A 14,440-nucleotide genomic window follows, 5' to 3' on the forward strand; every position below is an offset into this window, starting at 1 on the left:
GTCCGCGGCCAGCGTCAGGTCATTGTTCGGCAACGATGAACCGGTCTTGCAAAGCCACCCGCTGTTGGACGGGGCCCACGATGGAGCAGCGGCGATGCCCCGGTTCGGCGACATGGGCGTCTGGGACTTCAACGACGTCGTCCGCCGGCCGCCGAACCTCCCGCGCTGCCAGTGGAGAGTCCAGTTCAGCGGCGGGCTGGCCGATCCGGTTTGGAATCTGTTGGCCCGCGAGGTCTTCATGGCCATGGTCAATCCCCATCACGAGGCCCTCCAGGACATCGGAGTACATCTCGGAGACGACCGGGCCGACATCGGGACGCTGATCCAGACCGCGTCGAAGCTGCGTCAGCTCATCGCCTGGGGCAAAGAGAGGGGCCTCGGCCGACCCGGCGAGTGGACCCACCGCGACCTGCACCAGCGCATCCACGATCTTCAGACGATCCGGAAACCGGCCTCCGTGACGGGGGTGGTCGTCTTCCTGAAGAAGATGGCGAGCCTCAGCCCTGCGATCACCGGCGGCTGGCCGGCCGGTGACCCCTGGGAAGGCCGAAGCGCCCGACGGGTCGCCAACTGCCCCGGCAAGACCGAGCTTTCGACGGAGGCGGTCAAGCCCGAGGTCTGGTTCCCGCTCGTCCGCGCGGCCTGGGCCTACGTCCACACCTTCGCACCGGACATCCTGCGGGCCACCCGCCACTACGAGGAACTGCGGAGGAAGGCCCGCCCCTCGCTCGCCGGGCGAGAAGCCGAGATCGACACCTGGCTCGACGACCCGGCGCACAAGATCCCGGTCTATTCCAACCGCACCCTCGCCGATGGCAGCCCCCGCGTCCACTGGCACCTGCTGGACCTCTTCGTCGGCCTGACCGGACGCCCCGACGGCTACACCCTCGCCGCCCGTTCACCGCGCCGCCGCAAGATCATGCAGGCCGTCGCCGAGGGCCGGATCACCCGCGAAGGGCTCGCCCCGAACCTGGCCCAGGTCCGGCACCTGGACGGCACCATGGGACCCTGGCACCCCGGCATCACGCCCAACAACCTGTTCCGGCTCCACCTCGCACTTCGTAATGCCGCATTCCTCCTGGTCGCGGCGATGTCGATGATGCGGGACTCGGAAATCCAGGCGATCGTCCGCGGCAGCGTGGTCGAGCACTACAACTCGCCCGCCATCGCTTCCACCCTCCAGAAGCATCGTCCGGGCCTGCCCCGAAAGCACTGGTGGATCACCGAGCCGGTCGCCGAGGCCATCACGGTCGCCGAAGCCGTGTCCGTCCATGCCGAACGGGTCTTCGCCCCGATCGGGCGCCCGGACTTCAGCGCCGCCGTTCACGGCCCGGAGATGGCACGGAAGTTCATCGCCTTCGCCAATGCCGGCCGAACCTGGTCAGGGCTCGACGAGATCCCGCCGGGCAAGGCCCGGCCCCATATGTTCCGAAGGACCATGGCGATGCTGACCGACCAGTTCCCCGGCTCGGAGATCGCGCTGGGCATCCAGCTCAAGCACGTCGCCACCCGGGCCCTGGCCAACCGCTCCACCCGCGGCTATGCCGCCTCCGACACGGCCTGGGCCGAGCACCTCCAATCCGCGGTCGACGCCGCCAAGTTCCGCCGCATCAAGGACCTCTACGGCGAGCACTCCAGCGGCCAGACCATCGGCTTCGGCCCCGGAGCCGAACGCATCATGGAGACCTTCGACCAGATCAAGGAGACGGTCGCGGCTCGCGGCGGAGACGCCCGCGTCGAGGACGGCCTCCTGCGCAAGGCCCGCATCACGATCCGTTTCGGGACGCTGAACCACTGCCTGTTCGACGAGGCGAACCCGGCCGGGGCCGTCTGCCTGGAGAACGCCATCGTCCCCGAGGGACACAGCGGGCCCCTGGAAAACCGCTGTCGCCCCGACCGCTGCCACAACAGCATGATCGGCCCCGAGCACGTTCCGATCTATGACTCGCACCGACGCACCCAGCTCAAGCTCCTGGACACCCCCGGCCTGCCCGCCACTCGCAAGTCGCTGATCGCACGAGAGCTGGAGCGGACCGAAGCCGTCCTGGCCAAGGTCTTCGAGGAGACGCCGTGACCGCACTGCACAGCCGCTCTCTCACTGAAGACGGTGTTTCCGCGAAGACCGCCGCGGCCCTACGGGCCGCGATGCAGCGGCTCTTCGACGGCAAGCCCCAGCACACCGACGGCCGCCTCACCAAGGAGAACCTTTGGCGAGAAGCCCAGGTCAGCCGGGCCACCATGAACCGGGCCACCGCCATCCTCGCCGAGTGGGACAGCCACATCGCCGAGCACGGCACCACCACGCCGGGCGAAGCCCGCCGCGATGACGAGATCACCCGGCTCCGCCGGAAGCTCGCCGAGAAAACCCGCGAGTGCACCGTCGCGAACAGGCGACTCGAAGCGGCCGCCGTCGCCATCGCGGCCCTGCATCACGACAACACCCAGCTCCGTCAAGAACTCGCAGCCAGCGGCGGCCGTGTCATTCCGCTTCGTCCTTAAAAGCCGTGCCACGGGACGGCCGAAGAGGCAGTCTGATCTCCATCGCAACTGAGCTACATGGGGTGCTGGTAAGAACCCTGTCACCGACCGCAGACAACGTTGGTTAGGGCGCCCTCGCCATTTTCATCTTCCGCGGACGCGAGTGCGACACCCGGGCGTCGGAGTGTCTTCGCAACTGCTCGCCCATCCCCACGCGTCCCTTCGGGCATGCCGCACCCGAGCTTCGTCCCCTCTCCGACTCCGCCCGAGTGGCCGCACTGCGGCCATGACAACACTCCAGAGAACCCCGTCGGATGCCGCGGCATCCATGTCCCCGGCCACACCGCGTGCCTTGCCCACCTGGCCGACAACGACCGCGTCACCTACCTGACCGGATTGGCACCCGGAGACGACATGGACCACTGCGGCACCACCTTCACCAACGCCTTACTCGCAGAGCTCCTGGACGCCGTCCGAGATCCCGGCACCGGCAATCCCGAACTTGGCGACGTCACTTTTGTCTTAGCGACCTTCGCCGGGGAAGCCGATTTCGGTTCGGTGACCTTCACCGGGGAAGCCACTTTCGCCTTCGCGACCTTCACCGGGGAAGCCAATTTCGGCTCGGTGACCTTCGCCGAGGACGCCAATTTCAACTCGGCGACCTTCACCTGGCACGCCAATTTCAGCTCGGCGACCTTCACCGAGGAAGCCTCATTCGACGCGACAACCTTCACCGAGCACGCCGATTTCGGTTCGGTGACCTTCACCGGGGAAGCCCGGTTCTTCTTGGCGACCTTCACCGGGCACGCCACTTTCGAGGCGGTGACCTTCACCGGGGACGCCCGGTTCCTCTCGGTGACCTTCACCGGGTTCGCCAATTTCAACTCGGCGACTTTCACCGGGTACGCCGATTTCGACTCGGTGACCTTCACCGGGTACGCCGATTTCGGCTCGGCGACCTTCACTGAGGAAGCCTCATTCGAGGCGACAACCTTCACCGGGGACGCCGATTTCGGCTCGGTGACTTTCACCGGGGACGCCGATTTCGAGGCGGCGACCTTCCGAGCGGATCTTGTTTGTGAGGGTGTGTCTTTCGGGAAAGACGCTCTCTTCCAGCGGGCTGTTTTTGAGCGGGCGAGCAGCTTTGGGCCGCTGGTGTGCGCGGGGCGGGTGCAGTTGTCCGGGGCGGAGTTCGCGCGTCCGGTGGTCGTTACGGTTGCCGCACGTCGTGTGGAGTGTCGGCGCACGCGTTGGTCGTCGACTGCTGAACTGCGGCTGCGGTACGCCACCGTGGACTTCTCCCACGCGGTCTTCGAGTACCCCCTGACGATCGCTGCGGAGGCCGGTCCGTTCCTCCTCACCGACGGGCAGATGATGGCTGAGCAGACGTTTGCCGGTGCGCCCGACGCCGCAGTCCGGATCGTGTCGCTGCGCGGGGTGGACGCGGCCCACCTGGTCCTCGCCGGCGTTGACCTGTCGCAGTGCCTGTTCGTCGGGACCGTACATCTGGATCAGCTCAGGCTGGAGGGCGCCTGCGTCTTCGACAAGGTTCCGCCCCCTCCTGGGATAGGGCGGGGGCCGCGGTTCACTGTACGTCGCACGCTGGCCGAGGAGCAGCACTGGCGAGCGAGCAGGCCAGGTGCGGCCCGAGGGTGGAACACCGCCGTGCTCGGGGCTGGAGACGTGGGACCGGCGCAGTTGGAACCGGTGTACCGGGCACTACGCAAAGCGTTCGAGGACGGCAAGAACGAGCCGGGGGCGGCAGACTTCTACTACGGCGAGATGGAAATGCGCCGACACAACACTGAGGGCACGCCCCCTGCCGAACTTCGATTGCTGCGTGCGTACTGGGCCCTGTCTGGATACGGCCTGCGGGCCTTACGAGCCATGTACTGGCTCACCGCCACGATGCTCGCCACAGTGGTGCTGCTAATGATCTTCGGTATCGCCCAGGACACCCCAAAACAACAGGCGACCGGAACGATCCCGGCCGACGGCGGCAAGGTCACCTTCGAGATCGAAAAGGACGATCCGCAGAACCCCAGGAGTGACAGGTTCACGGGGGAACGCTTCGAGAAGGCGCTGAATGTCACTCTCAACTCGGTGGTGTTCCGCTCCTCCGGCCAGGACCTGACCACCGCCGGCACGTACATCGAGATGTTCTCCCGCGTGACCGAGCCCGTCCTGTTGGGCCTCGCGGTCCTCTCGGTCCGCAATCGCGTCAAGCGCTGACCTGCAACCTGGAGGACGCGGAGATCTTGGTCGACCTGGCCAGAACCCTCGTCAACAACCGTCAGCGCAGGATGAGGCGCGAGAAGCGGGAGCGACTCGGCGATGCCCTTTCGCTGCCCCAGAAGGACTGGGGCGAGCTTGAGTGCTTGGAGAACGACAGGGTCTTCGTGACCTTCAAGCCGGGATATGCCTCGCTGCGGGAGAAACTTCGAGGCTAGTAACGATTTTGTCGATCATCGATGCTCTCGATCACGAGACCAAACTCTCCTGATAGCTCAGAAAGAGAGGCCGTCGGCTCACCCAATTAGGTGACGCCGGCGGCCTCTTCTTGCACGTCTCATGAGACAACTGAAGCGCGAAGAACATCTGCACGCCGACCATGTGCGGGGGCTCCCCGGAGTGCTGCGCGGCAGGGCCGTGGGCGCGATCCAGACGACGAGCCTGGACGAGCCGCCGGAGCAGGCCGCGTTCGTCCGGAGAACGGCTGCGGGGGCGGGTGTGCCCGTCCTGCGGGCCGTGCCCGGCGAACGGCGGCGGATCGGCAAGCTGGACTGGCAGGTGCTGTGGCCTCCGGGCGAGGCGGGCGCGGTCCCGGCGGCCGGTCCTGTCCCGTACGACGTTCCGCAGGACCCGAACGACGCCAGCGTCACCCTGTTCGTGCGGACCGGCGGGCTCACTCTGCTGCTGCCGGGCGATCTGGAACCGCCCGCCCAGCAGGCGCTGTTGCTCAGCCATCCGGAGCTGCCCCGGGTGGACGTGCTCAAGGTCGCCCACCACGGCTCCGCGCATCAGGACAGCGCCCTGCTGCGGGCCGTCCGGCCCCGGTTCGCGCTGGTGAGCGTGGGCCGGGACAACCCGTACGGGCATCCGGCGCCCCGGACCGTCGACGCCCTCGCGGCGGAGGGGGCGGTGGTGCTGCGCACCGACAGGGACGGGGCGATCGCGGTGACCGGTGCGGGAAGCGGGCTGCGGGCGGTGGGGCGGTCATGACGGGATACGACGCGAGGCGGCGGGCGGCGCGCCCCGCCCCGGACCGGGCGGGAGCCACGGACCCCACGGGAGCCACGAGGGCCTCCGGTGCTCCGGCCTCAGACCAGCCAGTGTCCGTCGGTCATCAGGTCGCGGCCGGGCTGCTCGTTGGACTCCCGCCACGCCCGGACCGCGTACGGGGTGAAGCGGAGGTACACCCAGGCGGGGCGCCCCCGCAGGTCCCAGGAGAACTTCGCGGCGAACGCGTCGCCCGACGCCGGCGGAAGGTCCGTGCCCTCCACCACCTCGGCCGTCGACTCGATCATGACCACGTCGCGGGTGTGGCCCAGGGCGATGTGGGCCCGGCCGTCCGGCGTCAGGTTGACCGCCGTCGGGTTGGTGCGCCGGGTCGCCATCAGCAAGGTCTCCCCGTCCCACACGAACCACAGCGGCACCAGGGTCGGCGCCCCGTCGGAGGAGGCCGTCGACACCCAGGCATCCGTGTCCTTCTCCAGGCGGTCGAGTACGTCCTGCTTGCGCTGTTCACGGCTGCGCGGCGGTTCCGAGAGGGGCATGCCGCGCACGCTAACCCGCGCCCCGGCCGCGTAACACCGTCGTCGGTCCTAGGACCAGTGGCGCATGGCGTGCGGCAGGGGCGGCGGCACAGACTGGCCTCATGGACCCGCAGCTGCCGCAGACCATCGACGCATACCTGGACCGCATCGGCGCGGCCAGGCCCGCCCGCCCCGACGCCTCGGCGCTGCGCGAGCTGCAACTGCGCCACCTCGTCGCCGTGCCCTTCGAGAACCTCTCCATCCACCTCGGCGAGGACATCGTGCTGGAGGACGGGCCGCTCCTGGACAAGATCGTGGCCCGCGAGCGCGGCGGCTTCTGCTACGAACTCAACGGCGCGTTCGCCGTACTGCTGCGGGCGCTCGGTTTCCGCGTCACCCTCCTCCAGGCCCGGGTCCATGGCGACGGGGGACGGCTCGGCATCCCGTACGACCATTTGGCGCTGCGCGTTGACACAGCGGACGGGACCGGGCCGTGGCTCGCCGACGTCGGCTTCGGGGACCACACCAGGCACCCGCTCGCGCTCGACGACCGGGCCGACCAGGAGGACCCGGGCGGCGTCTTCCGGATCGCCCCGGCCGAGGCCGGCGGCGGGGAGTTCGGGGACCTCGACGTCCTCTGTGACGGCACGCCCCGGCTGCGGCTGGAGCAGCGGCCCAGGGAACTGGCCGACTTCCGGGCCGGCGCGTGGTACCACCGCACCTCGCCCGACTCCCACTTCACCCGGGCCCCGGTCTGCTCGCGCGGTACGGACGACGGGCGGATCACCCTCAGCGGCCGCAAGCTCCTCACGACGGTGGGCGGCGAGCGGCACGAGACGCCTCTGGGCAGTGACGACGAGGTGCTGGCGGCCTATCGGGACCACTTCGGACTGTGCCTGGACCGGCTGCCCGGAAAAACGGACCTTCGGTAACACCTGCGCCCAAGCCATCGCGACCCGCTCTGTTTGCCTCGAACGCCTCAATGGTGGTCGAATGCATGCTCGTCGGCGGGCCGCTGCTCCGACAACGACGTCTGCCCTCCGGCCCGAGGTGAGCGAGTGCCCGGGAGTGTGTGGAGATGTTCGGCCGTTGGTTCGGAAACAATGGTGCGACGGGTGCCGCTCGGGGCAACGCCCTGGCCGGGCTTGTGGTGCCGGACTCGGCGGGTGTCCTCAGCTGCCGGGTGCTCGACCCGGTCAACGAGCCCGTGAAGCAGGCGGAGTTCGTGCTGACGGACCGGGCGGGGCGCAAGGTGGTCGGGGGCGAGACCGACCCGTACGGCAGTGTCATGGCCACGGTTCCGGCGGGGGAGTACCGGATGGCCGTCACGGCGGAGGGGTTCACCCCCTTCCACGGTTCGGCCACGGTCACCGAGGGCGGCCATGCGAGCCTCGGCGATGTGACCCTCCAGGTCGCCGCCCCGCCGCAGCTGCCCGAGCCGGGCGACTGGGAGATCGAACCGATGCACTCCCAGATCGGTTTCACCGCGCGGCACATCGGGATGGCCCGTATCCACGGCAGGTTCAACACCTTCGCGGGGGCGGTGCGGATCGGCGACCGCATGGAGGACTCGGCGATGCACGTGGTCATCGACGCCGCGTCGATCGACACGAACGTGCAGATGCGCGACGACCACCTGCGCTCCAGCGACTTCCTGGACGTCGGCCGCTATCCGACGCTGGAGTTCTACAGCGAGCGTTTCGTGCACCGGGGCGGGACCCGCTGGGGTGTGAGCGGTGCGCTCACGCTGCACGGGGTGAGCCGTACGGTGACCCTCGACACCCAGTACCTCGGGCTCGGCAACGGTATGGAGGGCGAGTCCCGGGCCGCCTGCCGCGCCACCACGCAGCTGCACCGCGAGGACTTCACGCTCACCTGGCAGACGATGCTGGCGCGCGGCATCGCGGTCGTCGGCCCGAGCATCTCCATCGAGATGGACGTCCAGATCGTCCCGAAGGGCTGAGTTCTTGCCCCGCGGGACCGGCCCCGGGGGCGCCGGTCCTACGGCGCCTCCAGCCACCCCTCGTACTCCGCGGCGAACGCGTCGAGCGCCGCCGGGTCGAGACGGTGGTCCGGGTCCTCCACGACGACCAGCCACTGGGCGTCCTCGGCGTCGTCCTCGCCGGCCAGCGCGTCCCGTACGAGCTGCGGTTCGTCGGTGACGCCGAAGCGGTCGGCGAGCTCCACCGCCGCGTCCTCGGCGGCATCGCGGTCGGGCAGCACCAGCACGTGTCTCTCATCGCTCACGTGCTCATTCTCGGATACGGGGGAGGGTGCGGCGGACCCGGCCGGAACCGGGCTGTCAGCGGCCCGTGGGATGCTGGACGGCGATGGCCACCAGAAGGAATTCCACCGACGACCCGCTCGCCCCGCTCACGCTCGCCGTGGGGCAGGAGGACCTGCTCCTCGACCGCGCCGTGCAGCAGGTGGTGGCGGCCGCGCGGGCCGCCGACGCCGACACGGACGTCCGGGACCTCACCCCCGACCAGCTCCAGCCGGGCACACTGGCCGAGCTGACCAGCCCCTCGCTGTTCGCCGAGCGCAAAGTCGTGGTCGTGCGCAACGCGCAGGATCTGAGCGCGGACACGGTCAAGGACGTCAAGAAGTATCTGGACGACCCGGTCGAGGAGATCACCCTCGTCCTGCTCCACGCGGGCGGTGCCAAGGGCAAGGCCCTGCTCGACGCGGCCCGCAAGGCGGGGGCCCGCGAGGTCGCGTGCCCGAAGACGACGAAGCCGGCCGAGCGGCTGTCCTTTGTGCGGGGTGAGTTCCGGGCGCTGGGGCGGTCCGCGACGCCCGAGGCGTGCCAGGCGCTGGTCGACTCCATCGGGAGCGACCTGCGGGAGCTGGCGAGCGCGGTGTCACAGCTTGTCGCGGACATCGAGGGCACGATCGACGAGGCGGTCGTCGGGCGCTACTACACGGGGCGGGCCGAGGCGTCCAGCTTCACGGTCGCCGACCGGGCGGTCGAGGGACGGGCGGCGGAGGCCCTGGAGGCCCTGCGCTGGTCGCTGTCCACGGGCGTGGCTCCCGTCCTGATCACCAGCGCGCTGGCGCAGGGCGTCCGGGCGATCGGCAAGCTGTCCTCGGCGCGCGGGGGGCGGCCGGCGGACCTCGCGCGTGAGCTGGGCATGCCGCCGTGGAAGATCGACCGGGTGCGCCAGCAGATGCGGGGGTGGACGCCGGACGGGGTCGCCGTGGCGCTGCGGGCGGTCGCGGAGGCGGACGCGGGGGTGAAGGGGGGCGGGGACGACCCCGAGTACGCGTTGGAGAAGGCGGTGGTGGCCGTGGCGGGGGCCGCGCGGGGCGGGCGTAGCCCGCGGTAGTTGCGGTGCGGTGGGGCCTTGTGCGCCGCGGTTGTCCTCAAGCGCCGGACGGGCTTGAACTTGCCGTTCGGGCGTCCTCAAGCGCCGGACGGGCTGGTTTTGCCGTGCGGGCTGTGGGCGTGCGGGTTCGGGCGTCCTCAAGCGCCGGACGGGCTGGTTTTGCCGTGCGGGCTGTGGGCGTGCGGGTTCAGGTGTCCTCAAGCGCCGGACGGGCTGGGCGCGGCCGGACAGGGCTGAAAGCGCACGCCGAAGGCCCCGCTCCCTGGGGAAGGGCGGCGGGGCCTCGGGTTCAGATGGGTGCGTCGCACCCGCGTGGCGAACGCAGGTTCGGTGTGCGGCGCGGGGGCCGGGCAGGAGCGGGGTAGAGGGCCCGCTTGGTCCGTTCCGGCGTTGGGATCAGATCGCTCAGCCCTGGAGGGTGGCAGCCTTGGAGGCCAGCGCCGACTTCTTGTTGGCGGCGGCGTTCTTGTGGATGACACCCTTCGAGACGGCCTTGTCCAGCTGACGGGACGCGGCGCGCACGGCGACGGTGGCCTTCTCGACGTCGCCGGCGGCGACGGCCTCGCGGGCCTTGCGGATCGAGGTCTTGAGCGACGACTTGACGGCCTTGTTGCGCAGGCGCGCCTTCTCGTTCGTCTTGTTCCGCTTGATCTGGGACTTGATGTTCGCCACGAAAGAGCCTTTTCAGGTTCGTTGGATCTTCGATGTGTGTCCGTGCGGCCCGAGAGCCACACGGCACAGCTGTCCACGGTAGCAGGAGCGGTACGACCGGCCCAAACCGGTCGCCGCCGCGCAGGCGTGGGACGATGGAGGCTACGTACAGATCCGCCCCGACCCGAACCGACCCGAGACACGGCGTCCGGCGTCTCAAGAATCAGGACCCTGCGTGCCCGCGACTCCTCTCCACGTGCCCGAGCCGAGCCGTACCGACCCGGCGCTGATCCGCAACTTCTGCATCATCGCGCACATCGACCACGGCAAGTCGACCCTTGCCGACCGGATGCTCCAGCTCACCGGGGTGGTCGACCAGCGGCAGATGCGCGCTCAGTACCTCGACCGGATGGACATCGAGCGCGAGCGCGGCATCACCATCAAGTCCCAGGCGGTCCGCCTGCCCTGGGCGCCGACCACCGGTGAGGGCCAGGGCAGCACCCACGTCCTCAACATGATCGACACGCCGGGACACGTCGACTTCACGTACGAGGTCTCCCGGTCGCTCGCCGCCTGCGAGGGCACGGTGCTGCTGGTCGACGCCGCGCAGGGCATCGAGGCCCAGACCCTGGCCAACCTCTACCTGGCGATGGAGAACGACCTCACCATCGTCCCGGTCCTCAACAAGATCGACCTGCCGGCCGCTCAGCCCGAGAAGTTCTCCGAGGAGCTGGCCAACCTCATCGGCTGCCAGCCGGAGGACGTGCTCAAGGTCTCCGCGAAGACCGGCATGGGCGTGGACGCGCTGCTCGACCGCGTCGTCCGGGACGTCCCGGCGCCCGTCGGGAACGCCGACGCGCCCGCCCGCGCGATGATCTTCGACTCGGTCTACGACTCGTACCGGGGCGTCGTCACGTACGTCCGTGTCGTGGACGGCTCGCTCAACAAGCGCGAGCGGATCCGGATGATGTCGACCGGCGCCACCCACGAACTGCTGGAGATCGGTGTCTCCTCGCCGGAGATGACGCCCTCCGACGGCATCGGCGTCGGCGAGGTCGGCTACATCATCACCGGCGTGAAGGACGTCCGGCAGTCCAAGGTCGGTGACACGATCACCTCGCTGAGCAACGGTGCGACCGAGGCGCTGGGCGGCTACAAGGACCCCAAGCCGATGGTGTTCTCCGGGCTCTACCCGCTGGACGGCTCGGACTATCCGGACCTGCGCGAGGCCCTGGACAAGCTCCAGCTCAACGATGCCGCCCTGGTGTACGAGCCAGAGACCTCCGCGGCGCTCGGCTTCGGCTTCCGCGTCGGTTTCCTCGGCCTGCTCCACCTGGACGTGGTCCGCGAGCGGCTGGAGCGCGAGTTCGGCCTCGACCTCATCGCCACCGCGCCCAACGTGGTCTACCGGGTCGAGATGGAGGACGGCACCGAGCACGTCGTCACCAACCCGAGTGAATTCCCCGAGGGCAAGATCGACAAGGTGCACGAGCCGGTCGTCCGGGCCACGGTCCTGGCGCCCAGCGAGTTCATCGGCGCGATCATGGAGCTGTGCCAGCAGCGCCGCGGCACCCTCCTCGGCATGGACTACCTCTCCGAGGACCGCGTCGAGATCCGCTACACGCTGCCGCTCGCGGAGATCGTCTTCGACTTCTTCGACCAGCTGAAGTCCAAGACCCGGGGTTACGCCTCCCTCGACTACGAGCCCACCGGCGAGCAGTCGGCCCAGCTCGTCAAGGTCGACATCCTGCTGCACGGCGACAAGGTCGACGCGTTCTCCGCGGTCACGCACAAGGACAAGGCGTACGCGTACGGTGTACGCCTCGTCGCCAAGCTGCAGAAGCTCATCCCCCGGCAGAACTTCGAGGTGCCGATCCAGGCGGCCATCGGCTCCCGGGTCATCGCCCGCGAGACCGTCCGCGCCATCCGCAAGGACGTCCTCGCCAAGTGCTACGGCGGTGACATCTCCCGTAAGCGCAAGCTGCTGGAGAAGCAGAAGGAAGGCAAGAAGCGGATGAAGATGGTCGGCAACGTGGAGGTGCCGCAGGACGCGTTCATCTCCGTGCTGTCGACCGACGAGTCCGCCGGGGAAGGCAAGGCGAAGAAGTAGTCGCCGCAGGCAGACCGAACGGGCCCCCGTGTCGCAGCACGCCGCGACACGGGGGCCCGTTCGTTATCAAGCGGGGTCCGATTGCCCCTTACGCGGGGCGCGCGGGCGCTCTACCCTGATCACGACTTCTTAGTTACTCGCCAGTTAAGCAAGCGGGATCGCAGCACGTAGACGCAGACAGCAGCAAGCACCACCGCCGCAGGCCCGGAGGATGTCGTGAGCGACACACAGACCATGATCGATAACCGTCCGCCCTCCGTGGCGACCCTCTTCATCGACCGGGTGGCGGCCACCCCGGACGGGGAGGCGTACCGCTACCCGGTGCCCGCGGCCGGCGGCGAGGGCCCCGACGAGTGGAAGTCGCTCAGCTGGGCGCAGGCCGCCGAGCGGGTGTACGCCGTCGCCGCCGGGCTGATCGCGCTCGGCGTGCGGCCGGAGGAGCGTGTCGCGCTCGCCTCCTCCACCCGGGTCGAGTGGATCCTCGTCGACCTCGGCGTCATGTGCGCGGGCGCCGCGACCACCACGGTCTACCCCTCCACCAACGTCGAGGAGTCGGCCTTCATCCTCGCGGACTCCGAGAGCCGGGTCCTGATCGCCGAGGACGCCGTCCAGCTGGCCAAGGCCCGCGAGCGCCGAGCCGAGCTCCCGAACCTCGCCCACGTCGTGGTCATCGACGCGGAGGGCGCGGGACCGGCCGAGGGCGACCCCGAGGGCTGGGTGCTCACCCTGGCCGAACTGGAGGCCCTGGGCGCCGAGCACCTGGCGAAGAACCCGGAGGCGGTCCGCGAGCGCGTCGACGCGATCACCTCCGAGCAGCTGGCGACCCTCATCTACACCTCGGGCACCACCGGCCGCCCCAAGGGCGTACGGCTGCCGCACGACAACTGGTCGTACATGGCCAAGGCCACCGTCTCCACGGGCCTGATCACCAAGGACGACGTCCAGTACCTCTGGCTGCCGCTCGCCCACGTCTTCGGCAAGGTCCTCACCTCCGGGCAGATCGAGGTCGGCCACGTCACCGCCGTCGACGGCCGCGTCGACAAGATCATCGAGAACCTGCCGGTCGTCCAGCCGACCTACATGGCCGCCGTGCCGCGCATCTTCGAGAAGGTCTACAACGGGGTCGCGGCCAAGGCGCGCGCGGGCGGCGGGGCCAAGTACAAGATCTTCCAGTGGGCGTCCGGCGTCGCCCGCGAGCACGCACGGGTCTCCCAGGACAACTTCCGGCGCACCGGCAAGGCGTCCGTGCCCTTCGCGCTCGGCAGCAAGCACAAGGTCGCCGACGCACTGGTCTTCGCCAAGATCCGCGAGGCGTTCGGGGGCCGGCTGCGCGCCTGCGTCTCCGGCTCCGCCGCGCTCGCCCCCGACATCGGGCTCTTCTTCTCCGGCGCCGGCATCCACATCCTGGAGGGCTACGGCCTCACCGAGTCCAGCGCCGCCTCCTTCGTCAACCCCGGCGAGAGCTACCGCACCGGCACGGTCGGCAAACCGCTGCCCGGCACCGAGGTGCGGATCGCCGACGACGGCGAGATCCTGCTGCGCGGCCCCGGCATCATGCAGGGCTACCAGGGGCTGCCGGAGAAGACCGCCGAGGTGCTGGAGGCCGACGGCTGGTTCCACACCGGCGACATCGGCGAGCTGTCCGTCGACGGCTACCTCCGGATCACCGACCGCAAGAAGGACCTGATCAAGACCTCCGGCGGCAAGTACATCGCGCCCGCCGAGGTCGAGGGCCAGTTCAAGGCCGTGTGCCCGTTCGTCTCCAACATCCTGGTGCACGGCGCGGACCGTAACTTCTGCACCGCGCTGATCGCCCTGGACGAGCCGACCCTCCTCGGCTGGGCCGCCGAGAACGGCATGGAGGGCATGTCGTACGCGGACGTCGTGGCTTCCCCGAAGACCGTCGAGCTGATCGACGGCTACGTGAAGCGGCTCAACGAGGGCCTGCAGCGCTGGCAGACCATCAAGAAGTTCCGGCTGCTCCCGCGCGACCTCGACATCGAGCACGGCGAGGTCACGCCCAGCCTCAAGCTGAAGCGGCCGGTCGTGGAGCGCGTCTACAAGGATTTGATCGAGGAGATGTACGCGGGCTCCCGCGAAGCCTGACCGGCGCCCGCAGC

12 protein-coding genes and 1 pseudogene are annotated in these 14,440 nt (G+C 69.3%); 10 read left to right on the forward strand and 3 right to left on the reverse strand.

The features are described from left to right. Positions 1 to 94 precede the first annotated feature (94 nt). From OG867_RS22265 to OG867_RS22285, 5 genes and pseudogenes are all read left to right on the forward strand, one after another. The gene (locus OG867_RS22265; RefSeq protein WP_405436318.1) at positions 95 to 2,074 is read left to right on the forward strand and encodes an integrase; all 1,980 of its coding nucleotides are present in this window, start codon (positions 95 to 97) and stop codon (positions 2,072 to 2,074) included. Next, positions 2,071 to 2,499: a hypothetical protein gene (locus tag OG867_RS22270; protein ID WP_405436316.1), complete on the forward strand. Its 429-nt coding sequence runs from the start codon at positions 2,071 to 2,073 to the stop codon at positions 2,497 to 2,499. Before OG867_RS22265 ends, OG867_RS22270 begins: the two co-directional genes overlap by 4 nt. A 207-nt stretch (positions 2,500 to 2,706) precedes the next feature. Beyond that, positions 2,707 to 4,710, forward strand: a complete 2,004-nt coding sequence (locus OG867_RS22275; RefSeq protein WP_405436314.1) for a pentapeptide repeat-containing protein — start codon at positions 2,707 to 2,709, stop codon at positions 4,708 to 4,710. 26 nt (positions 4,711 to 4,736) lie between these two features. Further along, complete coding sequence (locus OG867_RS22280; RefSeq protein WP_405436311.1) at positions 4,737 to 4,928, forward strand: hypothetical protein; 192 nt, start codon at positions 4,737 to 4,739, stop codon at positions 4,926 to 4,928. A 145-nt stretch (positions 4,929 to 5,073) separates the two neighbouring features. Further along, positions 5,074 to 5,700: pseudogene (locus OG867_RS22285) on the forward strand (ComEC/Rec2 family competence protein); the annotation flags it as partial. 98 nt (positions 5,701 to 5,798) lie between these two features. On the opposite strand, the gene OG867_RS22290 reads toward OG867_RS22285, so the two are convergent. Continuing rightward, the gene (locus OG867_RS22290) at positions 5,799 to 6,254 is read right to left on the reverse strand and encodes a pyridoxamine 5'-phosphate oxidase family protein (RefSeq protein WP_328900132.1); all 456 of its coding nucleotides are present in this window, start codon (positions 6,252 to 6,254) and stop codon (positions 5,799 to 5,801) included. A gap of 101 nt (positions 6,255 to 6,355) precedes the next feature. On the opposite strand from OG867_RS22290, the gene OG867_RS22295 reads away from it, so the two are divergent. Continuing rightward, positions 6,356 to 7,165, forward strand: coding sequence for an arylamine N-acetyltransferase (locus OG867_RS22295; RefSeq protein WP_406287829.1), 810 nt, complete (start codon positions 6,356 to 6,358; stop codon positions 7,163 to 7,165). A gap of 146 nt (positions 7,166 to 7,311) precedes the next feature. Beyond that, positions 7,312 to 8,196, forward strand: coding sequence for a YceI family protein (locus tag OG867_RS22300; protein WP_406287831.1), 885 nt, complete (start codon positions 7,312 to 7,314; stop codon positions 8,194 to 8,196). Positions 8,197 to 8,234: 38 nt separating this feature from the next. Here OG867_RS22300 and OG867_RS22305 read toward each other — a convergent pair whose 3' ends face one another. Next, positions 8,235 to 8,480: a hypothetical protein gene (locus OG867_RS22305; RefSeq protein ID WP_328900129.1), complete on the reverse strand. Its 246-nt coding sequence runs from the start codon at positions 8,478 to 8,480 to the stop codon at positions 8,235 to 8,237. Positions 8,481 to 8,563: 83 nt separating this feature from the next. Here OG867_RS22305 and holA point away from each other — a divergent pair, with 83 nt between their 5' ends. Further along, positions 8,564 to 9,559: a DNA polymerase III subunit delta gene (gene holA / locus OG867_RS22310; protein ID WP_328900128.1), complete on the forward strand. Its 996-nt coding sequence runs from the start codon at positions 8,564 to 8,566 to the stop codon at positions 9,557 to 9,559. Positions 9,560 to 9,964: 405 nt separating this feature from the next. Here holA and rpsT read toward each other — a convergent pair whose 3' ends face one another. Then, a complete protein-coding gene (rpsT, locus tag OG867_RS22315; protein WP_406287834.1) occupies positions 9,965 to 10,231 on the reverse strand; it encodes a 30S ribosomal protein S20 in 267 nt (88 codons plus the stop codon). 214 nt (positions 10,232 to 10,445) lie between these two features. Here rpsT and lepA point away from each other — a divergent pair, with 214 nt between their 5' ends. Beyond that, positions 10,446 to 12,320, forward strand: coding sequence for a translation elongation factor 4 (gene lepA, locus OG867_RS22320; protein WP_328900127.1), 1,875 nt, complete (start codon positions 10,446 to 10,448; stop codon positions 12,318 to 12,320). A gap of 216 nt (positions 12,321 to 12,536) precedes the next feature. Further along, entirely contained in the window at positions 12,537 to 14,426 is a 1,890-nt protein-coding gene (locus OG867_RS22325; protein WP_406287836.1) for an AMP-dependent synthetase/ligase, read from the forward strand. Positions 14,427 to 14,440: the final 14 nt, after the last annotated feature.

The sequence above is a fragment of the Streptomyces sp. NBC_00209 genome (assembly GCF_045206345.1).
Classification (GTDB): Bacteria; Actinomycetota; Actinomycetes; order Streptomycetales; family Streptomycetaceae; genus Streptomyces.

What these genes read in the sequence shown, in the direction of transcription:
- holA (WP_328900128.1), top strand. Translation starts at nt 8,564, where the DNA reads ATGGCCACCAGAAGGAATTCCACCGACGACCCGCTCGCCCCGCTCACG.
- OG867_RS22295 (WP_406287829.1), top strand. Translation starts at nt 6,356, where the DNA reads ATGGACCCGCAGCTGCCGCAGACCATCGACGCATACCTGGACCGCATC.
- OG867_RS22265 (WP_405436318.1), top strand. Translation starts at nt 95, where the DNA reads ATGCCCCGGTTCGGCGACATGGGCGTCTGGGACTTCAACGACGTCGTC.
- OG867_RS22275 (WP_405436314.1), top strand. Translation starts at nt 2,707, where the DNA reads ATGCCGCACCCGAGCTTCGTCCCCTCTCCGACTCCGCCCGAGTGGCCG.
- OG867_RS22290 (WP_328900132.1), bottom strand. Translation starts at nt 6,254, where the DNA reads ATGCCCCTCTCGGAACCGCCGCGCAGCCGTGAACAGCGCAAGCAGGAC.
- OG867_RS22300 (WP_406287831.1), top strand. Translation starts at nt 7,312, where the DNA reads ATGTTCGGCCGTTGGTTCGGAAACAATGGTGCGACGGGTGCCGCTCGG.